This is a genomic window from Mycoplana sp. BE70, from assembly GCF_031455855.1.
GTDB lineage: Bacteria > Pseudomonadota > Alphaproteobacteria > Rhizobiales > Rhizobiaceae > Mycoplana.
This window is the reverse complement of the sequence record NZ_JAVDTM010000002.1, coordinates 518,429-541,343: the sequence shown is the minus strand read 5'-3', so window position 1 is coordinate 541,343 and position 22,915 is coordinate 518,429. Positions and strand designations below refer to the sequence as shown.

Below are 22,915 nucleotides of genomic sequence, written 5' to 3'. Positions count from 1 at the left end.
GGCGCAATTCCTCGGTGCGACGATTGACGGTTCACCGGCCGGTTCGGCCCGGCCGGTGAAGGATTACGTTGATCAGGCGATGCCACCAAGGCAGACATACTTGATCTCAGTGAACTCCTCGATGCCGTACTTCGAGCCCTCCCGGCCCAGGCCCGACAGCTTGACGCCGCCGAACGGCGCCTCGGCCGTCGAGATCAGCCCGGTGTTGACGCCAACCATGCCGTATTCCAGCGCCTCGGCGACGCGGAAGACCCGGGCGAGATCCTTGGCGTAGAAGTACGAGGCCAGTCCGAATTCGGTGTCGTTCGCCTGCGCGATCACGTCCGCCTCGTCCTTGAACCGGAAGAGTGGCGCCACCGGGCCAAAAGTCTCCTCGCGGGCGACCGCCATTTCCGGCGTGACGTCGGCAATGACGGTGGCTTCATAGAAGGTGCCGCCGAGCGCATGGCGCTTGCCGCCCTGGACGACACGACCGCCCTTGGAAACCGCGTCGGAAACATGCTCCTCGACCTTGGCGAGCGCCGCCTGGTCGATCAGCGGCCCGAGGATCACGCCCTCGTCGAAACCGTTGCCGGTCTTGAGCTTGCCGACGGCAGCCGCCAGCTTCTCGGCAAACGCCTCGTAGACTCCGTCCTGCGCATAGATGCGGTTGGCACAGACGCAGGTCTGGCCGTTGTTGCGGAATTTCGCGATCAGGGCGCCCTCGACGGCCGCATCGAGATCGGCATCGTCGAAGACGATGAAGGGCGCGTTGCCGCCAAGCTCGAGACCGAGCTTCTTGATGGTCGGCGCGCTTTGGCGGTAGAGTTCGGCGCCGATCTCGGTCGAACCGGTGAACGTCAGCTTGCGCACGGTCGGATTCGCGGTCATTTCCGCGCCGATCGCCGCCGCCGAGCCGGTGATGACGCTGAACAGGCCGGCAGGCAGGCCGGCACGCTCGGCAAGCAGCGCAATGGCAATTGCCGAGAACGGGGTCTGCGACGCCGGCTTCAACACCATCGCGCAGCCGGCGGCGAAGGCCGGGCCGGCCTTGCGGGTAATCATCGCGTTCGGGAAATTCCACGGCGTGATTGCCGCGACGACACCGATCGGCTGCTTCATCACCAGGATGCGCTTGTCCTTCTGGTGGCCCGGCATGATGTCGCCATAGACCCGGCGCGCCTCTTCGGCGAACCACTCGACGAAGCTGGCGCCATAGGCGATCTCACCCTTGGCTTCCGCCAGCGGCTTGCCCTGCTCCATCGTCAGGATCCGGCCGAGGTCGTCCTGGTTTGCCATCATCAGCTCGAACCATTTGCGAAGGATCGTCGAGCGGTCCTTGGCGGTGCGGCCGGCCCATTCCTTCTGGGCCTTTTCCGCAGTCGCGATCGCTTCCTTGGTCTCGGCGGCACCGAGCTTCGGCACGTAGCCCACGAGCTCGCCGGTTGCCGGGTTCTTCACGGCGATCGCCGACTTCGGATCGGCCTCGATCCAGCGTGTGCCGACCAGGGCTGCCTGGCGCAGCAGTGTGGGATCCTTCAAGCTCATCAGGGGGTCTCCTCGATTCATTTCATTTGGCGCGGTTATAGGCTCTTTCGCGCCGTTTCGACAATCACGTCGAAGGCGGTTTCCGCGTCCGCCTCGGTCATCTCGAACTGTCCCGCCTGGAAACGGATGACGAGGCGCCCGCCGACACGCGTCTGCGTCAGGTAGATGCGGCCGTCATCGTTGATCGCGTCCAGGAGCGCCTGATTGTGCTGATCCGCGTCCCCATCGGTCCGGTGGCGGAAAGAGAAGAGCGACAGCACCGGCTCGGTGACGATCTCGAAATCCGGCTCCGCCGCCAGGCGCTGCGCCAGCTGCTGCGACCAGGCGACGTGATTGCGGATCATCTTCTTCAATCCGGATAGTCCGTGATAGCGGATGAGGAACCAGAGCTTCAGCGCGCGAAAACGCCGACCGAGCGGCACCGACCACTCCGAGTAGTTAATGATGCCGTCCTTGCCGTGCGTCTTCAGATATTCGGGCTGGATTGCCAGGGTGCGGACCAGATCGTCCGGGTTGCGCAGGAAATGCGCCGAGCAGTCGAACTGGGCGCCGAGCCATTTGTGCGGATTGAACACGACCGAATCGGCGCCTTCAACGCCCCGCCACAACGACCTGAACTCCTCGCAGATCATCGCCGCTCCCGCCCAGGCGGCGTCGACATGGACATAGAGCTCGTACCGCCTCGCCACTTCGACGACGGCGCCAATGTCATCGCACGCGCCCGTGCTGGTGCCGCCCGTGCAGGCGACGATCCCGGCCGGTCGGTAGCCGGATTCCAGATCCAACTTGATTGCATCCTCGAGTGCGCCGATATCCATTCCGCGAAGCTGTCCCGCCACCGGAATTCGGACGAGGTTTTCCTCGCCGATGCCGGAAACCCAGATTGCGCGGTCGATGGAGGTGTGGACCTGGTCCGATGCATAGACGCGCACGCGGTCGCCGCCCGACAGGCCGCTCTTGTTGCCTTTCCACTGCAGCGCCCGTTCGCGCATCACCAGCACGGCGGCGAGCGTCGCCGAGGAGGCTGAATCCTGGATCACGCCGGCAAAGCCTTCGGGCAAGCCGATAGCCTGCCGCAGCCAGTCGAGCACTTTCGTCTCGAGTTCGGTTGCCGCCGGCGAGGTCTGCCAGAGCATGCACTGCGCCGCCATCGCGCTGACAAGATACTCGGCGACCACGGATACGGGGGCTGCATTGGCCGGAAAGTAAGCGAAGAAGCGCGGATGCTGCCAATGGGTCATGCCGGGCACGATCTTGTTTTCGAAGTCGGCGAAGATCTGTTCCATCGGCTCGCCTGCTTCAGGCGGCGACGCCGGAATTTTTGATCCGGTTTCACCTGGTACCAGGGCGGGCCGTACGGGACGTTCACGGATGGTCTCTCGATAATCCGCGCCCCATTCGGCCGCCTTGGCCGACCAATGCCTGAATTCGCCTGCGTCCATGTCGTTGTCGCTCCTCGCTCAATCTACTCGACATAAATGCTTTTCGATTGACCGATCAAGCCTCGTGCAGACGCGCTGGCGTCGGCATCTATCCGGCAAGACCTGGCGACTTTTCTCTTCCTATCGACCTACACAACCGCTCGCCCGCGATCGGGAATGGCGTGCACGGTTATCGGCAGGCGCTCGGATGCCGATCCGTCAGCGCTTTCTCAGAACAGCATCTCCTGCGCCGGCCCGACCGGCACGATTCCGGCCGGGTTAAGCGAAGCGATCGAATAGTAGCCGCGTTTGATGTGATCGAGATTGACCGTTTCTGCCACGCCGGGCCAGTCATGCAGGCGGCGGACGAAGGCACGCAGCCGCGGATAATCCGCAAGCCTTCGCAAGTTGCACTTGAACAGGCCGTGATAAGCGGCGTCGAAACGGACCAGAGTGACGAACAGCCGGATATCCGCCTCCGTCGGGTGGTCGGCGAAGAGGAAGGACCGATCACCGAGTTCGCCCACGACCCAGTCGAGTGTCGTAAAGACGTCAAGGAATGCCTCCTCATAGGCAAGTTGTGTCGTGGCGAAGCCGGCGCGATAAACGCCGTTGTTCAAGCCGGGATAGATCCGGGCATTGAACGCGTCGATCGCCTCGCGATGCTGCTCCGGATAGAGGTCGATCATCCCGGTGGCGAGATCGCCGAACCCGTCATTCATCATGCGGAGGATGTCGGCCGATTCGTTGTTGACGATCGTTCCGCGCTCTTTGTCCCAGAGCACCGGCACCGTCGCACGGCCGGTATAGTGGGGATCGGCGCGTGTGTAGATCTCATGCATGTAGGTGGCGCCGTTCACCTCGTCGTGAGTCGACCCCGGATAGCCGCCGAAGCGCCAGCCCTCCTTCGTCAGGGCCGGCTCCACCACAGAGAGGCCGATCACGTCCTCCAGCCCCTTGAGGCTTCGGCCGATCAGCGTCCTGGATGCCCAGGGACAGATATAGGCGACATAGAGGTGATAGCGACCGGCCTCGGCAGCAAAGCCCTCGCCCGTCGGTCCCGGCGCACCATCGGGCGTGACCCAATTGCGAAAACCGGAAATCTGTCGAACAAACCCGCCCTTTTCGTCCTTTGCCTGTACCGGCTGCCAGTCAGTCGTCCATTTGCCATCCACCAGCATGACGGTCTCCTCTGCTCGCGTGTTCTTGCGGACGGGTCAGCCGCGCCATTGGCGACGACCGCGTTCGATCACGAACCAAAACACCAACCGTGTCAATTTTCTGAGGTGCGGGACTTTTGATTTCGCTAAAACAATAATGAAAAGCCCCGCGACAACGCGGGGCTTCCTTATCCGTTCCAGCAAATCGATGCCGACAATACCGCCAATCAGATGTCCAGATTGGCGACGCTGAGTGCATTCTCCTGAATGAACTCGCGGCGCGGTTCCACCTCGTCTCCCATCAGGCGCGAGAACAGGCCGTCCGCATCGGTGGCATCGGACACGCGAACCTGCAGCAGGGTCCGAACGTTCGGATCAAGCGTCGTTTCCCAGAGCTGCTCGGCATTCATTTCGCCAAGGCCCTTGTAGCGCTGCAGGGTCAGGCCCTTGCGGCCGGCCGCGAAGATCGTGTCAAGTAGCATGCGTGGTCCGCTGATCTCGATCTCCGAATCCTTCCGCCGCAGCTTCGGGGGAATCGCGTAGATGTCCTTCAGCCGCAGCGACAACTGGTCAAGGTGGCGCGCATCGGACGAGCCGACCAAGGCCATGTCGAGATGGGCATATTCCCTCACCCCGCGCACGGTGCGCTCGAACGCCAACCCGCCATCGGAGGCGACCGACCCGCTCCAGCCACGTTCGGTTTCTTCGGCAATCAGGTCCAGCCGGCGCGCAACCTGTTCGGCCATCTCGGCGTAGCCTTCGCGGTTGTGGCTCAGTTCCAGATTGAGCGCACCGCAAATGGCCGCCTGCTCGACGATTGAGCGATTGTAGCGCGAATGCAGGCCATCTAGCAGTGCACGCAGCCGCAGTGCGTCCTGGATCACCTCGCGCATGTCCTGCCCGGCGCGCACCTCGCCCGAGCCGAGCTCCAGCGCCGCATCTTCCAGGCCCGCCGAGATCAGGTAGTCGTCAAGCGCCTTTTCGTCCTTGAGGTACTGGCCCGACTTTCCGCGCGAAACCTTGTAGAGCGGTGGCTGGGCGATATAGAGGTGACCGCGCTCGATCAGTTCCGGCATCTGGCGGAAGAAGAAGGTCAGAAGCAGCGTGCGGATATGCGCGCCGTCGACGTCGGCGTCGGTCATGATGATGATCTTGTGGTAGCGCAGCTTATCCGGATTGAACTCGTCCTTGCCGATCGAGGTGCCGAGCGCCGTGATCAGGGTGCCGATTTCCTGGCTCGACAGCATCTTGTCGAAGCGGGCACGCTCGACGTTGAGGATCTTGCCGCGCAGCGGCAGGATCGCCTGGTTCTCGCGCGACCGGCCCTGCTTTGCCGAGCCGCCGGCCGAGTCGCCCTCCACCAGGAAGACCTCGGACTTTGCCGGGTCACGTTCGGAACAATCGGCAAGCTTGCCGGGCAGCGAGGAGATGTCGAGCGCGCCCTTGCGGCGCGTCAGCTCGCGCGCCTTGCGGGCGGCCTCGCGGGCGGCTGCGGCTTCGACCACTTTGCCGACCAATACCTTGGCCTCGGAAGGATGCTCCTCAAGCCAATTGCTCAATGCTTCGCTGACAAGGCTCTCCACGACTGGCCGGACCTCGGACGAGACGAGCTTGTCCTTCGTCTGCGAGGAGAACTTCGGGTCGGGGACCTTGACGGAGAGAACCGCGGTCAGGCCTTCGCGGCAGTCGTCGCCGGTCAGGGAGACCTTCTCCCTCCTGAGGATGCCCGAGCTCTCGCCATAGGAGACGACCTGGCGCGTCAGCGCGCCGCGGAAGCCGGCAAGGTGCGTGCCGCCGTCGCGCTGGGGGATGTTGTTGGTGAAGCAGAGCACGTTTTCGTGGTAACTGTCGTTCCACCACATCGCCACCTCGACCGTGATGCCATCGCGCTCGCCTCGGATGGCGATGGGCTTGGGCACCAGCGGCTTCTTGGCGCGGTCCAGGAAATGGACGAAGGCCTCGAGGCCACCGTCATACATCAGTTCGTCCTGCTTGACGTCGGAGTGGCGCCGGTCGGTGAGGAGAATTCGCACGCCGGAGTTCAGGAAGGCGAGTTCGCGCAGCCGGTGCTCGAGCGTCTGATAGTTGAACTCGATGTTTGAAAACGTCTCCGGGCTCGGCAGGAAGGTCACCGCGGTGCCCGTCTCATCGCCGCAGTCGCCGGTCACCGTCAGCGGCCCGTCGGCGACGCCGTGGGTGAAACTCATCTCGTGGATGTGGCCGCCGCGGCGGATCTTGAGCCTCAGCGAAACCGAAAGCGCGTTCACGACCGAAACACCAACGCCGTGCAGGCCGCCGGAGACCTTGTAGGAGTTCTGGTCGAACTTCCCGCCCGCGTGCAACTGGGTCATGATGACTTCAGCGGCGGAGACACCTTCTTCCTTGTGGATGTCGGTCGGAATCCCGCGTCCATTGTCGGTAACGGTCACAGATCCGTCGGCGTTTAGTGTCACCGTGACGATATCGGCGTGCCCGGCCAACGCCTCGTCGATCGCGTTGTCCACCACCTCGTAGACCATATGGTGAAGCCCCGAACCGTCGTCCGTGTCACCGATATACATGCCCGGCCGCTTGCGCACGGCATCGAGGCCCTTGAGCACCTTGATGGAATCGGCGCCATACTCGGCCGGGCCGCTGTTTTCGGTCTCATGCGTATCGGTCATGCGGGGTGTCTTTCCAGGGTTCCACGAGGAGCACGGACGCGGCGAATCACCACGCATCCAGCCCGTCGAATATAGGGATTTTGGCCCAGCTTTCCAAATCTTGTGGCCGCCAATAGCGGCAGAAATCAGGGGAACACATCATTTTGCCCGGCTATTGCAGGCCTTTTCGAGAATGCCGGCGAGGCGCCTGATGGTTTCTGGCGGCAGATCGCGAATTTCCGCCGCGAGACGATTGGCAAGGGCGGTGTACTCCGGAGGCAATCCGGCCGTGTCAACGGTGATTTTCGGGTCGGAGATGCGCGCCAGCCGGAACAGCTCCTCGGCCTCGTCCCAGATGACGTTGAAGTAGCCTGCGACGCGCTGGAGAAAGTCGAAGCTCGGCATACCGCGCCGGCCGTGCTCCAGTGCCGAAAGATAAGCCGGCGAAACGTTCAGGGCCGCCGCCATCTCCTTTTGCGAGACGCGCTTTTGTTCCCGCAGGTGTCTAACTGCGACGCCGAACGGGGTCGTCATGACCGGTCGGCCTTGTGGCGGGCAAGCCGCACATAGAGCGCACCGTCGCCGCCGTGATTGCGCGCCGCTGGCTCGTAGGAGGAAATCAGCGGACGGAACTCCGGCAACGAGAACCAGAGCGGTACCGCGCGCTTCAGCGCACCGTCGCTGCCGAGGGATGTTCCCTTGCCCGTGATCACCAGCACGTGGCGCATCCCCCGGGCGTGCGCCTTGATCAAGAAACTCAAGAGGAGGCCGTGCGCCTCGCTCTGGATCATTCCATGCAGGTCCAGCCGTGCCTCGAGTGCCAGATGCCCCTTGGCAATCTTGCGCTTGACGGGACGTTCCAGCGGATGAAGGCGGCGCTCGTTCGGGGCGGTCGTTATCCGGATTCCGCTGTCCTTCGCCCCGTTGCGCTGCGCTTCGGGCGTTACGGCGGTCACCAAATGCGCCTCTTCCTTCGGCGCGAGGAATGCTTCCAGTGCTTCCAGCTCCTGCAGCCGGCCCGGCAGGGCGCGGGCACTCCGCGCAACCTTGCCCCAAAGAATGCGGTCTTCGCCGCTGAGGGGCTTATCCTTCGCCATGCTCATATCTCTGCGCGGCCGTTTTCGGTATGAAGACGAAAAAATCGGCAGCGTTGCGGACGTGCCCAGCGAGGTCGCCGGCGGCATAACCGGAACCGGTAAAGATATCACCGCGGTTCGGCCCGACGATGGCTGAACCCGTGTCCAGCGCCAGCATGGTCCGGGCAAAGGGTTCGCCGCCATCGAGATGGGTCAGGCCCTCGCTGCGGATGAAGAACGGCGTGCCGAACGTATGAATCTGGCGGTCCACCGCAAGCGATCGTCCGGCAACGATGGGAACCTTTGCGGCTGCAACCGGACCCAGCGCTGAATCGTCGACGGGCGCGTCCCGGAAGAAAATATAGGATCGATTGTGCCAGAGCACCGCGTCCACCTGCACGGGATGGCGGGCAAGCCAATCGCGGATCGAGGCCATGGACACCGTCGCCGCATCGATCTCGCCGCGCTCGATCAAGAGCTTGCCGATCGGCGAGAAGCGATGGCCGGTCTTGGCGGCATAGGTAATGCGCCGGACGGTTCCGTCGGGATAATGCAGGCGCGCCGCGCCCTGGATGTGGATGAAGAAGACATCCACCTTGGAGCGGCAAAAGGCGATTTCCAAACCGCGGCCGCGAAGCAGTCCCTGGTCGATCGCCGCCCGATCGGGGTATTCCTCGATCCGGCCGTCGCGAAGGCGGCCAAAGGCAAAGTAAGGATCAAAACCCGCCGGGCGATTGGCGTCGTCGATGTCGACAATGTCGTCTGGCCGGCGATAGAACGGGAAGCGGAATTCCGCGTCCGGCTCGGCCCGCACCTCGACCTCCGGCTCGTAATAGGCGGTAACGAGCCCGCTTTCACCGTCCTTCCTCTCGATCAGGAGCGGTTTGAACCAGCTCTCGAAGAATTGCCGCGCCTGTGCGGGGCTCGCCGACGCGTACTCGCTTGCCGCGGTCAGGGCTGGCAGCAGTTCGCCGGCGCTGACGCCAAGCGAGCCCGTGCGATAGGGCTTCGCTGTCACGATCTGGTGGCGACAGCGCGCCATCATGTCGAAGAGGTTTGTCGGATCGTCCTCCGTCCATCCGGGCAGATCGGGGAAAGCAACCGGTTTCAGACGGAATAGCATCTTGCCGATCAGCCTTCCGATTCGGTGGCGATCAGCTTCCAGTTCGGATCGCGCGAACGGACATCTCGGGCGAAAGTCCAGATGTCGTTCACCTCGGCAACCGCTTCCGCATCACCGTCGATCAGGTTGCCATCCTTGTCGTAGGTCGCGGAAATCAGCTGGCTGATGATCCTGATCGTGATGTTGACTTCCTGGTCCTTGACCTCGGCAGAAACGATGTCGGCCTTTTCAATGCCGACGAAATTCGATTTCACCACCTCGCCCTTGCTCTCGCGCTCCGAGATGGCGGCGTCGAAGCCCTCGTAGACCTCGCGGGAGAGGAGATTTTTCAGGGTCTTGCGATCGCCGTCGGCGAAGGCAACAACGATCATTTCATAGGCCAGTTTTGCGCCGTTGACGAATTCGTTCGGGCTAAAGGACGGGTCGCCGTCGACCACGCGGCGAAGCGATTGGTTGAGCGGTCCAGCCGGCGTGAAGGCGTCGACCTGCGCGTAAGGCCCGTCCTCGCCTTCCGAGCCATCCCGGCGTGGCAGGGTGACGACCTTGCCGCGGTCAGGTGTCGGCACCGATTCGGCCGACTCGCGCCGCGAGTAGGGATCGAAGGGTGGTTTCTCGTTTCCCGTGCGCCGACCAAGAACATTGCGCAGCTGCAGGAAAATGACGACCGCCGCCACGAGAAAGAAAATCGTTACAAAGTCGAATGAGCCCATATGATCCGAAACCACCGTTCACCTTTTTTGACTTCTTCCATATAGTCCGCAAACGCCCAATCTTCAAATGTCGACGAGACCGTTCACTCGATTGTGCCAGGCGCAGGGTTGACCATCTGTCGTCGAAACAAGAAAACGGACTACCCCAAACATCGGGCATCCTCATGGCACGGTCACTCATCGCTCTTTTTCTCCTGTCTCTTCCGCTCCTGGAAATCGCCGGGTTCATCGTGGTCGGACGGCGTATCGGTCTTGGGCCGACCTTGCTGCTGGTCATTGCGTCCGCAGTGATCGGCCTGGCCATCCTGCGGCGCCAGGGTTTTCAGGCTCTGACGAAGCTGCGCCAGAGACGTCTGCCGCAGGATCTGCCGGCCGAGCGCTTTTTCGATACCGCCATCGTCCTTCTTTCCGGCCTGCTTCTGATCGTGCCCGGCTTCGTGACGAATTTAATTGCGCTGTTGTTGCTGGTACCGGCCATCCGGCAGCGCGTGGCGAGCCGCCTGGCCAGTCGTTTCGTCGTGGTCGACTTCACCGCCGCAGCCGATCCACACGCCACCAGACCGTCTCCGCCACGCACAATCGATCTCGATGACGGCGATTTCACCCGGGAGGACCGGCCTTAAGCCAATTCGGTCGCCGAGTCTCGCAGGGTTGTAAGCCCTTGGGCGAAGTGCTAGATCGCTGCCCACCATTTTTCGTCCGAGGAAAGACCCATGGCAACCGACAACGACGCATCCGCCACCAGCGCGGCGAGCCCATCCATCAACATCCTGGCGCAGTATGTGAAGGACCTTTCCTTTGAAAACCCGGGTGCACCGCGTTCGCTGCAGGCGCGCGACAAGGCTCCGTCGATCAACATCAACGTCAACGTGAACGCCAATCCGCTGTCGGAAACCGAGTTCGATGTGATCCTGACGCTGAACGCCGAAGCGAAGGACGACACGAAAGTGCTGTTCAATGCCGAGCTGGCCTATGGCGGCGTCTTCCGCATTGCCGGCTTCCCGCAGGAGCACATGCTGCCGGTCCTCTTCATCGAGTGCCCGCGCCTGCTCTTCCCGTTCGCCCGCCAGATCATTGCCGACGCAACCCGCAACGGCGGCTTCCCGCCGCTGATGATCGACCCGATCGATTTTGCCCAGATGTTCCAGCAGCGCATGGCCGAGGAACAGCTGAAGGCGAAGGTGGCGAGCACGACCAACTGATCGTCTCATCGATGATCAAGGTGGAACGCCCGGCTCCGGCCGGGCGTTTTGCGTTTTGGGACCTTAGCCCTGCCGGTCGTACTTCAGCCAGATCGCCTTGCCGCCCATCTTCTCGACCATGGCGGCATGGGCTACAATTTCGGCCGGGCTGATCCGTTCCGGCAGTGGCCGCGGGCGCTCGGGGATGGGCAGCACAATCTCATCGCCGTCCGCTGCGTCAAACGTCTCGCGCCGCTCGGCAACACCCAGCCCGAGTGCCGCCTGGCGCCCGCCGATCATCTCGATATAGACTTCTGCCAGGAGTTCGGAGTCGAGCAGTGCGCCGTGCTTGGTGCGGTGCGAGTTGTCGATGCCGTAGCGCCGGCAGAGTGCGTCGAGCGAGTTCGGGCCCATCGGATGCTTGCGGCGCGCAAGCGCCAGCGTGTCGGTTACCCGCTCACCTGGTACCGGCGGAATGCCGAGCCGCTCGTACTCGGCATTGATGAAGCCCATGTCGAAGGTGGCATTGTGCGCCACCCAGCGGGCATCGCCGAAGAAGGTCTGCAACTCCCCGACGATATCGGCGAAAGGCGGCTTGTCCTTCAGATACTCGTCGGAGATGCCGTGCACCGCGAGTGCGTCCGGATGCACCTTGCGATCGCCCGGGTTGATGTAGACATGAAAGGTGCGCCCGGTCGGAAAATGATTGTCGAGTTCAATGCCGCCGATTTCAATGACACGATCGAGGCGGTTGTCGAGGCCGGTCGTTTCCGTGTCGAAGATGATCTCACGCATCGGCGCCATTTCCCTTTGTCAAACTCTCGACAGTCAGTTCCACCTGTTCGCGCGCGTCTTCAAGACCGTTGTCGGTGTTGACCACAAGATCCGCCCGCGCCCGCTTCTCTGCGTCGGGAACTTGACGCGCCAGCAGCATGGCGAATTTCTCTTCCGTCATGCCCGGACGTGCCAGCACCCGCCGGCGCTGCGTCTCTGGTCCGCAGGTGACCACGACGGTCTTGTCGACGCGACGGTCTCCGCCGGTCTCGAACAGAAGCGGGATATCCAGAACGACGAGCGGTGCGCCTGCTGCGCGTTGCGCTTCCAGGAAGGCGTTCTCCTTCTCGCGCACCAGCGGATGGATGATGGCCTCCAGCCGCTTGAAGTCCTCGGGCCGAGCCGCCAAATGCGCCGCGAGCGCCTTGCGGTCGACGGCGCCGTCTTCAATCACGTCGGGAAACGCCGCACCGACCGGGCCGACCGCTTCGTTGCGATAGAGTGCATGCACGGTCGCATCCGCGTCATGCACCGGCACACCGAGGGAACGGAACATCTCCGCCGTCGTCGACTTGCCGGTGCCGATCGATCCGGTGAGGCCAAGCACGATCATGCGTGGTGCTCCATGTCGTCGATGATGCGCTGACGGAGGGTGGCATCGACGGCGGGCCTTTGGCCGAACCATTTCTCGAAACCGGGGACGGCCTGGTGCAGCAGCATCCCCAGCCCGTCGACCGTCGCAAGGCCCTGGCGTTCGGCCTGAAGCAGGAACGGCGTCTTCAGCGGCACGTAGACGATGTCGGTGACAATCGCTTCGGGAGCAAGCGCGGCGAAATCCAGTTCCGGTGCCGGCTCGCCATCCATTCCGAGCGAGGTCGTGTTGACGAACAAGCCGGCCGCGTCCATCACTTCCCCCAGTGCCTCGACCGGATGGGCATGGATCTTCTCGCCAAAGCGGTCTGCGAGTTCCCGGGCACGGGCGAGCGTGCGGTTGACGACATGGATCTCGGCGATGCCCCGATCGCGCAACGCCTGCAACACGGCTCGGCTGGCGCCGCCGGCTCCAAACACGACAGCGCGTCCCGTGCGGTCCCAACCGGGCGCCCGCTCGTCGAGATTGGCAACAAACCCGCGGCCGTCGGTATTGGTCGCGTGGACCAGGCCGTCTTCCACCCAGAGCGTATTGGCTGCCCCCAGTTCTTCGCTCAGCGCGTCAGGCCGGTCGGCCAGACGGAACGCGGCTTCCTTGTGCGGTATCGTCACGTTGCCGCCGACAAACCGGCGGTCCGCGCCCTTCAGCTCGGCGATGAAAGCGGCAAAGGCTTCCGGCGCCACGTCCTGGCGGGTGTAGCTGCCTGGAATGCCTAGTGCCTCGAGCCAATAGCCGTGGATGAGCGGCGATCGGGAGTGCTTGATCGGATGCCCGACGACAAAGGCATGGTTAATAAATGTTTCACGTGAATCACGCATCGATCGCACCCATTTTCCTCAGCTGGGCGAGCAGCGGAAGCATCGGCAAGCCGATGATCGTGAAGTAGTCGCCCTCTATCTTTTCAAAGAGCTGGATCCCCTCGCCTTCCAGCTGGTAGGCGCCGACGCTGGAAAGCGCCTTGTCGCCGACCCGAGCAAGATGACGCTCGATGAAGCCATCGGACAGCGAACGCATCGTCAGCCACGCTGTCGAGACATGCCGCCACTCCGTCTTACCGCTGAGCGACAGGGCGATTGCGCTGTTGAGCGCGTGCGTGCGGCCGGACAATGCGCGCAGGTGTTCCTTCGCATCCTTCAGGTCGCGCGGCTTGTGAAACACCCGGTCGTCCAGGGACAAGGTCTGATCGGATCCGATGACGAGATGTCCGGGATGCCGCCGCGCAACGTCGCTCGCCTTGGCCTCGGCCAAATGGAGCGCCACCTCCGACGGTGACGGCGCCAGGTGCGCGAGCTCGGCCTCGATCGCCCGCTCGTCGATGTCGGCGGCAATCGCCTGGAAGGAGAGACCGGCACTCTCCATCAACATGCGGCGAAAGGGACTTTGGGAAGCGAGTATCAGGGTCTGGGTCATGGCGCTCACGGGAACTATAGTGCCTTCGCTTAGCGAAGCTTGGGCCGCAGGGCAACAATGGCCGCGGCGGTCTCCTCGATCGAGCGGCGGGTGACGTCGATCACCGGCCAGTTGTGGCGTGCGCAGAGCGAGCGCGCATATTTCAGTTCCTCGGCGATCTGGGCCCTGTCCGTGTAGTCCTCGCCATGGAAGTCCTTCGCCGATCCAAGGACCCGGTTCTGACGGATCTGCGCGATCCGATCGCTCGTTGCAATGAGCCCGACAATCAATGGACGCGCTGCATGCGACAGCCGCTCCGGCAGAGGAACACCAAGCACGATCGGGATATTGGCCGTCTTGATGCCGCGGTTGGCGAGATAGATGCTCGTCGGCGTCTTGGAGGTCCGGCTGATGCCAACGAGGATCACATCCGCCTCTTCCAGGTCGGCGGGCAACTGCCCGTCGTCGTGATCCATCGTGAAGTTGAGCGCTTCGATCCGCGCGAAGTATTCGGCGTCCATCACGTGCTGGGCGCCGACACGTCGGCGCGATGTCGCTCCGAGATAGGATTGGAAAATGTCGAGAATTGGTTCGAGCACCGAGACGCAGGGCAAGCCCATCTCCCGGCAGCGTTGGTCGATGACGGCCGAAAGTTCCCGATCGACGATCGTATAGAGCACGATCCCGGGCGCGCCATCGATCGCGTCGAGAACAGGCGCAAGCTGCTTGCGATTGCGGACGAGCGGATAGACGTGTTCCAGCGCCTGCGATGCCTGGAACTGCGCAGCCGCAGCGCGCCCGGCGGCGATCAGCGTCTCGCCGGTCGAATCGGAGATCAGATGCAGGTGAAAGTAGTTTTTGGGGTTCTCCACATGATCCTCCGGACGCTGTTGATAAGGCGGGATAAAAACGACGGCGCGGCGCGGTGCGGCCAAGCCTCTGGGAAAACCGTCACTTTTTCCACAATTCGCGATTTCGTGGACGCCATTTCCGGCGGCTTGTGGACAAACGAAACCGGGCGACATTGTGTCACGCGATTTCCATCTCTGTCCACAGGCAGCGATATTGCGCGCCCCATGTAACCTATTGAAGGCGATAGCATTTTAACGTTACCCACAAGGCCGCCGCTTTCGGTCGGCATTTTTTCAGGCACTTTTGCCTCTCCCGGCTTCCGCTGGCTTTCTGTGGAGGGAATTTAATCCTTGATACTCACCGACTCTAAGAAATAGAAACCTCTTCAATATGAATTTCTTTGTTAGAAGGAGAACCGCAAAGTTGGCGAGCGGAACGCGAAAGATCGTCGAAGTCCTGAACGGAAAGACCGTTACCCCACCTCCGGTCTGGTTGATGCGACAAGCCGGCCGGTACCTGCCGGAATATCGCGAGACGCGCGCGAAGGCTGGTTCCTTTCTCGATCTGTGCTACTCGCCGGATCACGCGGTTGAGGTGACGCTGCAACCGATCCGGCGTTACGGCTTCGACGCGGCGATCCTCTTCTCCGACATTCTGGTGATACCGGATGCCCTGAAGCGGCAGGTTCGATTCGACGAAGGCCATGGGCCGCGGATGCAGCCGCTTGGCAGCGCGGAAATTCCAGCACTGGCGGCTATGCCAGTCCTTGACCACCTCGAGCCTGTCATGGAGACGGTCCGGCGTCTGCGCACGGCATTGCCGGACGAAACGACTTTGCTCGGGTTCTGCGGTGCGCCCTGGACGGTTGCCACCTACATGATCGCCGGCCATGGAACGCCCGACCAGGCGCCGACGCGGCTGTTCGCTTACAAGGAACCGAAGGCCTTCGCGACGCTACTGGATATCCTGGCGGAGAAATCGGCCGAGTATCTCGTCGCCCAGATCGATGCCGGCGCCGACGCGGTTCAGATCTTCGATTCGTGGGCCGGCGTTCTGGGCGAGAACGAGTTCGCCGCTTATGCGGTGAAACCTGTCAGGCGCATCATCGATCTCGTGAAGGCGCGCCGCCCGCAAGCAAAGATCATCGCGTTTGCCAAGGGGGCGGGAATGTTGCTGAAGGATTACCGGCAGGGCACGGGTGCGGACGCCATCGGGCTTGACTGGACTGTTCCGCTGTCTTTCGCCGCTGACCTGCAGAAGGAAGGGCCTATTCAGGGCAATCTCGATCCGCAGCGCGTCGTTGCCGGCGGGGAAGCACTGCGCGACGGTATCGATGCAATCCTGCAGGCTCTGGGCAATGGTCCGTTGATCTTCAACCTCGGTCACGGGATCACGCCGCAGGCGGACCCTGCGAACGTGGCCGCGCTGGTTGAGCGTGTCAGGGGCTTCTCGCGATGAGTGAGCGGCAGACGGGAGGATCGGTCGGGCGCCGCGCTGCGCGGCGTGCGGCGGTTGTCCTGCTGCTTTTCGCCGGCGCTGCCGCCGCTTTGACCGCCTACCCGCCGTCGGATCTGGCCCTCTGGGTCAAGGCGCTTCACGTCGTCGCGGTGATTTCCTGGATGGCCGGCCTGCTCTATCTGCCGCGCCTTTTCATCTATCACACGGACGCTGCGACGGGCTCGGAGCTGTCTGAGACATTCAAGACGATGGAAAGGCGGCTGTATCGCGTCATCATGAACCCGGCGATGATGCTGAGCTGGGTTCTCGGCCTCTATCTCGCCTGGTTCGTCTATGGTTTTCAAGGCGGCTGGCTGCATGCCAAGCTTGCTTTTGTGCTGCTTCTGACCGGGGTGCACCTGTTCTACGGCCGGTCCGTTTCCGCCTTTGCGCGGGACGACAACCGTTTCAGTGCACGCCAATGGCGCTTCCTGAACGAGATGCCGGCGCTGCTGATGGTGGTGATCGTAATCCTCGTCGTGGTGAAGCCGTTCTGAGGCTTTCGGCGGCTTCGCGTCGATTCCTGCCTGGAAATCGTCCGAGGCACTTGCAGGGTTGCACGTGAACCGCTATTTTCCGCCCCATCTCATCTTTCGTGGCATGTGTATCCCGCTTCGTGAGCTGCATTCCCCCCGCAGTTCGGTCTTGACCCGCACGCCAGCTTTTCTCCTCGAAATCACGCATGGTCCCCTTCATGGCTGAAATGAAGCTACAAGAACTGAAAAACAAAACGCCGACCGATCTTTTGGCCTTTGCCGAGTCGCTCGAGGTCGAGAATGCCAGCACGATGCGCAAGCAGGAGCTGATGTTTGCGATCTTGAAGATGCTCGCGACGCAGGACACCGAGATCATCGGCGAAGGCGTCGTCGAAGTGCTTCAGGACGGTTTCGGCTTCCTGCGTTCGGCCAACGCGAACTACCTGCCCGGCCCTGATGATATCTATATTTCCCCGTCGCAGATCCGGCGTTTCTCGCTGAAGACGGGCGATACTGTCGAGGGACCGATCCGCGGACCGAAGGAAGGCGAGCGCTACTTCGCGCTGCTGAAGGTCAACACGATCAACTTCGACGATCCGGAAAAGATCCGCCACAAGGTCCATTTCGATAACCTGACGCCGCTCTATCCGAACGAGCGCTTCAAGATGGAACTTGAAGTTCCGACCTCGAAGGATCTGTCTCCGCGGGTGATCGATCTGGTGGCGCCGCTCGGTAAGGGCCAGCGCGGGCTGATCGTTGCGCCGCCGCGCACGGGTAAGACCGTGTTGCTGCAGAACATCGCGCATTCGATCACCGCCAACCATCCGGAGTGCTACCTGATCGTTCTGCTGATCGACGAGCGGCCGGAAGAAGTCACCGACATGCAACGTTCGGTCAAGGGTGAAGTCGTTTCCTCGACATTCGACGAGCCAGCCACGCGCCACGTGCAGGTCGCCGAGATGGTGATCGAAAAAGCCAAGCGGCTGGTGGAGCACGGCCGCGATGTGGTCATCCTGCTCGATTCAATCACCCGCCTGGGGCGCGCCTACAACACCGTTGTGCCGTCTTCCGGCAAGGTTCTGACCGGCGGCGTCGATGCCAATGCATTGCAGCGTCCGAAGCGGTTCTTCGGTGCGGCACGCAATATCGAGGAAGGTGGATCGCTGACGATCATCGCCACCGCCCTGATCGATACCGGTAGCCGCATGGACGAAGTGATCTTTGAAGAGTTCAAGGGTACGGGCAACTCGGAAATCGTTCTTGACCGGAAGGTCGCTGACAAGCGCATCTTCCCGGCAATGGACATTCTCAAATCCGGCACGCGCAAGGAGGATCTGCTCGTTCCACGCCAGGATCTGCAGAAGATCTTCGTGCTTCGCCGCATCCTCGCCCCGATGGGCACCACGGATGCGATCGAATTCCTGATCGACAAGCTGAAGCAGACGAAGAACAACGGCGACTTCTTCGATTCGATGAATACCTAAGCCGGATTCTTATCCGGATTCATCAACACGGCGGGGCGCTTAGCGGCGGCTCGCCGTTTTTCGTTTCGATGTCCATGGGCGGGCAATGCTGGACGCCGCTATTTCCATGGTGTATCGAACGTGCGAAATCGGCGAGATGGTCGGCTTTTGCCGACGCGCCCGGCTAAACCCCCGCAGTTGTGATGACAATGGTTGTCAGTGATACCATTTTTGCGCTTTCGAGCGGTGGACTTCCGTCCGGCGTTGCGGTCATACGCATCAGCGGTCCGGGCTGTTCAAATGCACTTACGGCGATGATCGGAAAGATCCCGGCCCCGCGTCACGCCTCGTTGTGTTCGATTCGCAACCGAAACGGCGATATCCTGGATCAGGGGTTGGTGCTGTTCTTTCCCAACCCGGCCTCGTTCACCGGTGAGGATTCAGCCGAACTGCATATCCATGGCGGCCGCGCCACCGTACGCGCGGCGCTCGATGCGCTCGCTGCAATCCCGGGGCTGCGCCCGGCCGAGGCCGGTGAGTTCAGCCGGCGGGCCTTTCACAACGGCAAGCTCGACCTCGTAGAAATCGAGGGGCTTGCCGACATTGTTTCCGCACAGACCGAGATGCAGCGCCGCCTGGCGCTTGAGCACGCCGCCGGCGGTGTATCCAAGCTCTATGATGATTGGACGCGCCGGCTGACGCATGCCAGGGCGATGATCGAAGCGGAACTGGACTTCGCCGACGAGGAGGATGTGCCCGGCGCGGTCGGACAGACGATCCGCGAGGACCTGCGCGCAATCTGCGCCGAGATCGCCCAGCACCTGAAGGGCGCGCGGGCCGGGGAAATCATTCGCGATGGCCTGACGGTCGTCATCACAGGTCCGCCAAACGTTGGAAAATCCAGCCTTATCAATTATTTAGCCGGCCGGGATATCGCTATTGTCACCGATATTCCCGGCACCACGCGTGATGTCATCGCGGTCGACCTCGATCTGGACGGATTTGCCGTACGAGTGCTCGACACGGCCGGGATTCGCGACACGGTCGAGGTCGTCGAGATGGAGGGCATCCGACGCGCACGATCCGCTGTCGCCAGTGCGGACCTCATCCTGCGGCTGGTGGATAAGAGCGAGAGCGTTGCCACCATCTCAACGGCTGCTGCCCAGCATGGCGGCGCGCCGACGATCTACATTGCGCCCAAATCGGATCTGGACGACAGAACGGGCAACACCGCTCGTCCTGGCAGTATCATTCCGATCTCGACCCGTACCGGCGACGGCATGGAGGCCCTGCTCGATACCATCCGGCAGCATTTGCCGCATGTGACGGACGCTGCCGCCTTCGCGATCCCGTCGCGTGAGCGACACAATGATGCGTTACGCACCGCGCTCCATGCGATCGAGGACGCACTGGCCTTTGATGCGCAAAGCCTGGAGTTGCAGGCGGAGAGCCTGCGCATGGCTGCGAACGCCATCGGCCGCATCACCGGCCGCGTCGATGTCGAGAACCTGCTTGACGTCATTTTTTCGGAATTCTGCATCGGGAAGTGATTCACGTGAAACAACCGATGCAACGCAAACGAGTCCGGGGCGGTGTTTCACGTGAAACGATTCCAGTAATGGCGAGCGCCAGGTGGGAAGAACTATGAAGTACGACGTTGTGGTTATTGGCGGGGGGCATGCCGGATGTGAAGCCGCATCCGCGTCCGCCCGCGCCGGGGCGCGCACCGCGCTGCTGACCCACTCGCGACAGACCATCGGTGTCATGTCGTGCAACCCCGCCATTGGCGGGCTCGGCAAGGGGCACCTCGTCCGCGAGGTGGACGCGCTGGACGGGCTGATGGGATGGGTTGCTGACCGCGCGGGAATTCAGTTTCGCCTGTTGAACCGGCGCAAGGGCCCTGCGGTGCGGGGGCCGCGGACACAGGCTGACCGCCGGCTCTACCGCGCCGCAATGCTGGAAGAGATTGCCGCTGTCGCGAACCTCGACATCATCGAGGGCGATGCCTTCGATATCGAGCTCGAACGCGACGAGATCACCGCCGTCCACACCGCGGACGGACGGACAATCGCCTGCCGAGCCGTCGTGCTGACGACCGGAACGTTCTTGCGCGGCATGATTCATATCGGTCACGAGACGGTACCCGCCGGCCGAGTCGGCGAGAAGCCGTCCGTCGGACTGTCGGACACGCTCGCCCGGCTCGGCGTCAACCTCGGACGGCTGAAGACCGGAACGCCGGCACGCCTGTCCGGCAAGACGATCGCCTGGGATGATGTGGGTCGGCAGGCGGCCGACGCGGATCCGGTTCCGTTCTCATTCATGACTGATCGGATCGTGAATCCCCAGATCGAGTGCGGTGTCACGCGCACGACGGGTGAGACCCACCGGATCATCGAGGAGAACATCGGCCAATCCGCCATGTATTCCGGACAGATACAGGGCGTCGGGCCACGCTATTGTCCGTCGATCGAGGACAAGATCGTCCGCTTCGGCGAGCGCGACGGCCACCAGATTTTTCTCGAGCCGGAGGGGCTCGAGGACGACACCGTCTACCCGAACGGCATCTCGACCTCCCTCCCCGCGGACGTCCAGGCGGCGTTCATTCGCACGATCCCGGGTCTGGAGCGCGCGGAGATCCTGCAGCCGGGCTATGCGATCGAGTACGACCACGTCGATCCGCGCGAGTTGACGCATGGGTTGGAAGTGAAGAAACAGCCGGGCCTGTTTCTGGCGGGGCAGATCAACGGCACGACCGGCTACGAGGAGGCCGCCGCCCAGGGGTTGGTGGCCGGCCTGAATGCGGCCCGGCGCGTTGGCGGGCTGCCGCCGCACCATTTCAGCCGCACGGAGAGTTATATCGGCGTGATGATCGACGACCTGACTTCGCGCGGCGTCGCGGAGCCCTACCGGATGTTCACCTCGCGCGCAGAGTACCGCCTGTCGCTGCGGGCGGACAATGCGGATTTGCGATTGACACCGCTAGGGATTGAACTGGGGATCGTTGGGGCGGCCCGCCGGGACCGGTATCAGACGTGGCAAGCGGACCTCGACCGGTTCCGGAGCATGACGCAATCGCTGACCATCACCCCGAGCCAGGCGGTGCAGCATGGTCTGCGGCTGAACCAGGATGGTCAGAGACGAAGTGCCTACGAGTTACTGTCCTACCCGGAGCATTCGATCGGTTCGCTCGAGACGGTCTGGCCGGCATTGGCGCAAATACCCGCCCGCCTGCGCGAGACGTTGGAGATCGAGGCCGGCTATGCGGTCTACATGGATCGGCAGGCGGCCGACATCGCCGATGTGCGGCGCGAGGAGCAGCGCACTATTCCATCGGACTTCAACTTCAGCGGTCTGCCGGGTCTGTCGAACGAGTTACGCGGCAAGCTCGCGCAGCACCGTCCGGCCAATGTGGCGCAGGCGTCACGAATCGACGGGATGACACCTGCGGCTATCTCGCTGCTGTTGACGGCGTTGCGGCGCGAGGAGCTGGCAACCGGAAATGATGTGCGGAGCGCCGGGGCATGACGGATACGGATCTTCCCCTTGCGGGTTTGCCTGTTTCACGTGAAACGAAAGAACGATTGATTCGCTTTGCTGCGCTGTTCAAGAAGTGGGCACGTACCATTAATCTGGTCGCGCCCTCGACGCTGGCTGAGTTCGGCGAGCGGCACATCCGCGACAGCGCCCAGATTTATCAACTGGATCCCGGCCCGCGAACCTGGGTCGATCTCGGCAGCGGCGGCGGTTTTCCCGGCATCATCACCGCGATCCTCCTGCACGAAGTCGGCGGCGGTTGGGTGCATCTGGTTGAAAGCAACAACAAAAAAGCGGCGTTCTTGCGAACCGCGATTGCCGAGACCGGCGCCTTGGCCAGCGTCCATCCCATTCGGATCGAGGCGGCGCCGACCACAATTCCGCGATGCGACGCGATCTCGGCGCGGGCCCTAGCCGACCTGTCGCTCTTGCTTGAATTCAGCGCACCCTGGATGACGCCCAATCCAAACTGCCGGGCCTACTTCCATAAAGGCCGGGATTACCAGACCGAAGTGGATAAAGCAGTTGGTCGCTGGCGTTTTGATCTGGTAAAACACCAAAGTGTCGTTGAGCGCGATTCTGTCGTGCTGGAGATAACGAACCTTTCGCGGATCATTCAGTGACGGCGGAGTCAAATGGCAAGCCTACCCAACCGGATCATAACCATTGCGAACCAAAAGGGTGGGGTCGGCAAGACCACCACCGCGATCAACCTGGCAACGGCGCTTGCCGCCATTGGCGAGCGCGTGCTGATCGTCGATCTCGATCCGCAGGGTAACGCCAGCACCGGGCTCGGCATCGACCGCCGCGACCGGAAGCTTTCGTCCTACGACTTGCTGATCGGCACGCACAGCATCGGCGAGATCGCCCAGCAGACCGCCGTGCCCAATTTGTCCATTCTGCCCTCGACGATGGATCTTCTGGGAATCGAGATGGAGATCGCCGGAGAGAGCGATCGGGTCTTTCGCCTGCGGCGCGCATTGTTTTCCGAAGATGCGTCTGCGTATTCCTATATCCTCGTCGATTGTCCGCCCTCGTTCAACCTGTTGACGATGAATGCGATGACGGCTGCGCATTCGGTGCTGGTGCCATTGCAGTGCGAGTTTTTTGCCCTGGAGGGTCTCAGCCAGCTCCTGGAGACGGTCGACCAGATTCGGCGCACGGTGAACCCGTCGTTGGACATCCAGGGAATCGTGCTGACGATGTATGACTCGCGTAACAACCTTGCCTTGCAGGTTGTCAACGACGTGCGCACCCATCTGGGCGAAAAGGTTTATCACACACTGATCCCACGGAATGTTCGCGTATCAGAAGCGCCCTCCTATGGTAAGCCGGCTATTCTTTACGATCTGAAATGCGCCGGCAGCCAGGCCTATCTGCAACTGGCCTCCGAAGTCATCCAGCGCGAACGGCAGCGTAAAGCGGCATAGTCTTATTG

The 22,915-nt window shown here is 62.3% G+C and carries 22 protein-coding genes; 9 read left to right on the top strand and 13 right to left on the bottom strand.

Going from position 1 to position 22,915, the window contains the following annotated elements:
• Window positions 1-72: 72 nt before the first annotated feature.
• From gabD to J2Y48_RS05840, 8 genes are all read right to left on the bottom strand, one after another.
• Window positions 73-1,527 carry an NADP-dependent succinate-semialdehyde dehydrogenase gene (gabD, locus tag J2Y48_RS05875; protein ID WP_310414125.1) on the bottom strand — a complete coding sequence of 485 codons (1,455 nt, stop codon included), beginning with the start codon at window positions 1,525-1,527 and terminating at the stop codon, window positions 73-75.
• Window positions 1,528-1,562: 35 nt separating this feature from the next.
• The gene (locus tag J2Y48_RS05870) at window positions 1,563-2,969 is read right to left on the bottom strand and encodes a pyridoxal-dependent decarboxylase (protein ID WP_310414122.1); all 1,407 of its coding nucleotides are present in this window, start codon (window positions 2,967-2,969) and stop codon (window positions 1,563-1,565) included.
• 209 nt (window positions 2,970-3,178) lie between these two features.
• On the bottom strand, window positions 3,179-4,129 hold the full coding sequence (locus J2Y48_RS05865; RefSeq protein ID WP_310414119.1) for a glutathione S-transferase family protein: 951 nt from the start codon (window positions 4,127-4,129) through the stop codon (window positions 3,179-3,181).
• Window positions 4,130-4,335: 206 nt separating this feature from the next.
• Entirely contained in the window at window positions 4,336-6,771 is a 2,436-nt protein-coding gene (gene gyrB / locus J2Y48_RS05860) for a DNA topoisomerase (ATP-hydrolyzing) subunit B (RefSeq protein WP_310414116.1), read from the bottom strand.
• Window positions 6,772-6,909: 138 nt separating this feature from the next.
• The gene (locus J2Y48_RS05855) at window positions 6,910-7,284 is read right to left on the bottom strand and encodes a helix-turn-helix domain-containing protein (RefSeq protein WP_310414114.1); all 375 of its coding nucleotides are present in this window, start codon (window positions 7,282-7,284) and stop codon (window positions 6,910-6,912) included.
• Complete coding sequence (locus tag J2Y48_RS05850; protein ID WP_310414111.1) at window positions 7,281-7,847, bottom strand: Smr/MutS family protein; 567 nt, start codon at window positions 7,845-7,847, stop codon at window positions 7,281-7,283. Before J2Y48_RS05850 ends, J2Y48_RS05855 begins: the two co-directional genes overlap by 4 nt.
• On the bottom strand, window positions 7,834-8,949 hold the full coding sequence (locus J2Y48_RS05845) for a murein transglycosylase A (protein WP_310414107.1): 1,116 nt from the start codon (window positions 8,947-8,949) through the stop codon (window positions 7,834-7,836). Before J2Y48_RS05845 ends, J2Y48_RS05850 begins: the two co-directional genes overlap by 14 nt.
• A gap of 8 nt (window positions 8,950-8,957) precedes the next feature.
• Window positions 8,958-9,659, bottom strand: a complete 702-nt coding sequence (locus J2Y48_RS05840; protein WP_310414104.1) for a Tim44/TimA family putative adaptor protein — start codon at window positions 9,657-9,659, stop codon at window positions 8,958-8,960.
• Between J2Y48_RS05840 and J2Y48_RS05835 the strand changes: the two genes are divergently transcribed.
• Both J2Y48_RS05835 and secB read left to right on the top strand, forming a co-directional pair.
• The gene (locus tag J2Y48_RS05835; RefSeq protein WP_310414101.1) at window positions 9,650-10,282 is read left to right on the top strand and encodes an FxsA family protein; all 633 of its coding nucleotides are present in this window, start codon (window positions 9,650-9,652) and stop codon (window positions 10,280-10,282) included. The two genes, J2Y48_RS05840 and J2Y48_RS05835, sit on opposite strands and share 10 nt — an antisense overlap.
• A 90-nt stretch (window positions 10,283-10,372) precedes the next feature.
• Complete coding sequence (gene secB, locus J2Y48_RS05830; protein WP_310414097.1) at window positions 10,373-10,861, top strand: protein-export chaperone SecB; 489 nt, start codon at window positions 10,373-10,375, stop codon at window positions 10,859-10,861.
• A 63-nt stretch (window positions 10,862-10,924) separates the two neighbouring features.
• Here the strand turns inward: secB and dnaQ are convergent, their stop codons facing one another.
• From dnaQ to J2Y48_RS05805, 5 genes are read right to left on the bottom strand one after another with little or no spacing between them, the layout of a single operon-like run.
• Window positions 10,925-11,635: a DNA polymerase III subunit epsilon gene (dnaQ, locus tag J2Y48_RS05825; protein ID WP_310414093.1), complete on the bottom strand. Its 711-nt coding sequence runs from the start codon at window positions 11,633-11,635 to the stop codon at window positions 10,925-10,927.
• Window positions 11,628-12,227 (bottom strand): dephospho-CoA kinase, encoded by a 600-nt coding sequence (gene coaE / locus J2Y48_RS05820; protein WP_310414090.1) that lies wholly within the window; start codon window positions 12,225-12,227, stop codon window positions 11,628-11,630. The genes dnaQ and coaE overlap by 8 nt, the downstream gene beginning before the upstream one ends.
• Window positions 12,224-13,084, bottom strand: a complete 861-nt coding sequence (locus tag J2Y48_RS05815; protein ID WP_310414087.1) for a shikimate dehydrogenase — start codon at window positions 13,082-13,084, stop codon at window positions 12,224-12,226. The genes coaE and J2Y48_RS05815 overlap by 4 nt, the downstream gene beginning before the upstream one ends.
• Window positions 13,077-13,676, bottom strand: a complete 600-nt coding sequence (locus J2Y48_RS05810) for a Maf-like protein (protein ID WP_310414085.1) — start codon at window positions 13,674-13,676, stop codon at window positions 13,077-13,079. The genes J2Y48_RS05815 and J2Y48_RS05810 overlap by 8 nt, the downstream gene beginning before the upstream one ends.
• A 29-nt stretch (window positions 13,677-13,705) precedes the next feature.
• Entirely contained in the window at window positions 13,706-14,527 is an 822-nt protein-coding gene (locus tag J2Y48_RS05805; RefSeq protein WP_310414081.1) for a pyruvate, water dikinase regulatory protein, read from the bottom strand.
• A 403-nt stretch (window positions 14,528-14,930) separates the two neighbouring features.
• Between J2Y48_RS05805 and hemE the strand changes: the two genes are divergently transcribed.
• From hemE to J2Y48_RS05770, 7 genes are all read left to right on the top strand, one after another.
• The gene (gene hemE / locus J2Y48_RS05800) at window positions 14,931-15,965 is read left to right on the top strand and encodes a uroporphyrinogen decarboxylase (RefSeq protein WP_310414079.1); all 1,035 of its coding nucleotides are present in this window, start codon (window positions 14,931-14,933) and stop codon (window positions 15,963-15,965) included.
• Window positions 15,962-16,501, top strand: a complete 540-nt coding sequence (hemJ, locus tag J2Y48_RS05795) for a protoporphyrinogen oxidase HemJ (RefSeq protein ID WP_310414076.1) — start codon at window positions 15,962-15,964, stop codon at window positions 16,499-16,501. Before hemE ends, hemJ begins: the two co-directional genes overlap by 4 nt.
• Window positions 16,502-16,698: 197 nt before the next feature.
• Window positions 16,699-17,964: a transcription termination factor Rho gene (gene rho, locus J2Y48_RS05790; RefSeq protein WP_310414073.1), complete on the top strand. Its 1,266-nt coding sequence runs from the start codon at window positions 16,699-16,701 to the stop codon at window positions 17,962-17,964.
• 188 nt (window positions 17,965-18,152) lie between these two features.
• A complete protein-coding gene (gene mnmE, locus J2Y48_RS05785) occupies window positions 18,153-19,493 on the top strand; it encodes a tRNA uridine-5-carboxymethylaminomethyl(34) synthesis GTPase MnmE (RefSeq protein ID WP_310414335.1) in 1,341 nt (446 codons plus the stop codon).
• Window positions 19,494-19,587: 94 nt separating this feature from the next.
• A complete protein-coding gene (gene mnmG / locus J2Y48_RS05780; RefSeq protein WP_310414070.1) occupies window positions 19,588-21,468 on the top strand; it encodes a tRNA uridine-5-carboxymethylaminomethyl(34) synthesis enzyme MnmG in 1,881 nt (626 codons plus the stop codon).
• Window positions 21,465-22,100, top strand: a complete 636-nt coding sequence (gene rsmG / locus J2Y48_RS05775) for a 16S rRNA (guanine(527)-N(7))-methyltransferase RsmG (RefSeq protein ID WP_310414068.1) — start codon at window positions 21,465-21,467, stop codon at window positions 22,098-22,100. Before mnmG ends, rsmG begins: the two co-directional genes overlap by 4 nt.
• Window positions 22,101-22,112: 12 nt before the next feature.
• Window positions 22,113-22,907 carry a ParA family protein gene (locus J2Y48_RS05770; RefSeq protein ID WP_310414065.1) on the top strand — a complete coding sequence of 265 codons (795 nt, stop codon included), beginning with the start codon at window positions 22,113-22,115 and terminating at the stop codon, window positions 22,905-22,907.
• The last annotated feature ends 8 nt before the right edge of the window (window positions 22,908-22,915 follow it).

What these genes read in the sequence shown, in the direction of transcription:
- gabD (WP_310414125.1), bottom strand. Translation starts at nt 1,527, where the DNA reads ATGAGCTTGAAGGATCCCACACTGCTGCGCCAGGCAGCCCTGGTCGGC.
- J2Y48_RS05870 (WP_310414122.1), bottom strand. Translation starts at nt 2,969, where the DNA reads ATGGACGCAGGCGAATTCAGGCATTGGTCGGCCAAGGCGGCCGAATGG.
- J2Y48_RS05865 (WP_310414119.1), bottom strand. Translation starts at nt 4,129, where the DNA reads ATGCTGGTGGATGGCAAATGGACGACTGACTGGCAGCCGGTACAGGCA.
- gyrB (WP_310414116.1), bottom strand. Translation starts at nt 6,771, where the DNA reads ATGACCGATACGCATGAGACCGAAAACAGCGGCCCGGCCGAGTATGGC.
- J2Y48_RS05855 (WP_310414114.1), bottom strand. Translation starts at nt 7,284, where the DNA reads ATGACGACCCCGTTCGGCGTCGCAGTTAGACACCTGCGGGAACAAAAG.
- J2Y48_RS05850 (WP_310414111.1), bottom strand. Translation starts at nt 7,847, where the DNA reads ATGGCGAAGGATAAGCCCCTCAGCGGCGAAGACCGCATTCTTTGGGGC.
- J2Y48_RS05845 (WP_310414107.1), bottom strand. Translation starts at nt 8,949, where the DNA reads ATGCTATTCCGTCTGAAACCGGTTGCTTTCCCCGATCTGCCCGGATGG.
- J2Y48_RS05835 (WP_310414101.1), top strand. Translation starts at nt 9,650, where the DNA reads ATGAGCCCATATGATCCGAAACCACCGTTCACCTTTTTTGACTTCTTC.
- J2Y48_RS05840 (WP_310414104.1), bottom strand. Translation starts at nt 9,659, where the DNA reads ATGGGCTCATTCGACTTTGTAACGATTTTCTTTCTCGTGGCGGCGGTC.
- secB (WP_310414097.1), top strand. Translation starts at nt 10,373, where the DNA reads ATGGCAACCGACAACGACGCATCCGCCACCAGCGCGGCGAGCCCATCC.
- dnaQ (WP_310414093.1), bottom strand. Translation starts at nt 11,635, where the DNA reads ATGCGTGAGATCATCTTCGACACGGAAACGACCGGCCTCGACAACCGC.
- coaE (WP_310414090.1), bottom strand. Translation starts at nt 12,227, where the DNA reads ATGATCGTGCTTGGCCTCACCGGATCGATCGGCACCGGCAAGTCGACG.
- J2Y48_RS05815 (WP_310414087.1), bottom strand. Translation starts at nt 13,084, where the DNA reads ATGCGTGATTCACGTGAAACATTTATTAACCATGCCTTTGTCGTCGGG.
- J2Y48_RS05810 (WP_310414085.1), bottom strand. Translation starts at nt 13,676, where the DNA reads ATGACCCAGACCCTGATACTCGCTTCCCAAAGTCCCTTTCGCCGCATG.
- hemJ (WP_310414076.1), top strand. Translation starts at nt 15,962, where the DNA reads ATGAGTGAGCGGCAGACGGGAGGATCGGTCGGGCGCCGCGCTGCGCGG.
- rho (WP_310414073.1), top strand. Translation starts at nt 16,699, where the DNA reads ATGGCTGAAATGAAGCTACAAGAACTGAAAAACAAAACGCCGACCGAT.
- mnmE (WP_310414335.1), top strand. Translation starts at nt 18,153, where the DNA reads ATGGTTGTCAGTGATACCATTTTTGCGCTTTCGAGCGGTGGACTTCCG.
- mnmG (WP_310414070.1), top strand. Translation starts at nt 19,588, where the DNA reads ATGAAGTACGACGTTGTGGTTATTGGCGGGGGGCATGCCGGATGTGAA.
- rsmG (WP_310414068.1), top strand. Translation starts at nt 21,465, where the DNA reads ATGACGGATACGGATCTTCCCCTTGCGGGTTTGCCTGTTTCACGTGAA.
- J2Y48_RS05770 (WP_310414065.1), top strand. Translation starts at nt 22,113, where the DNA reads ATGGCAAGCCTACCCAACCGGATCATAACCATTGCGAACCAAAAGGGT.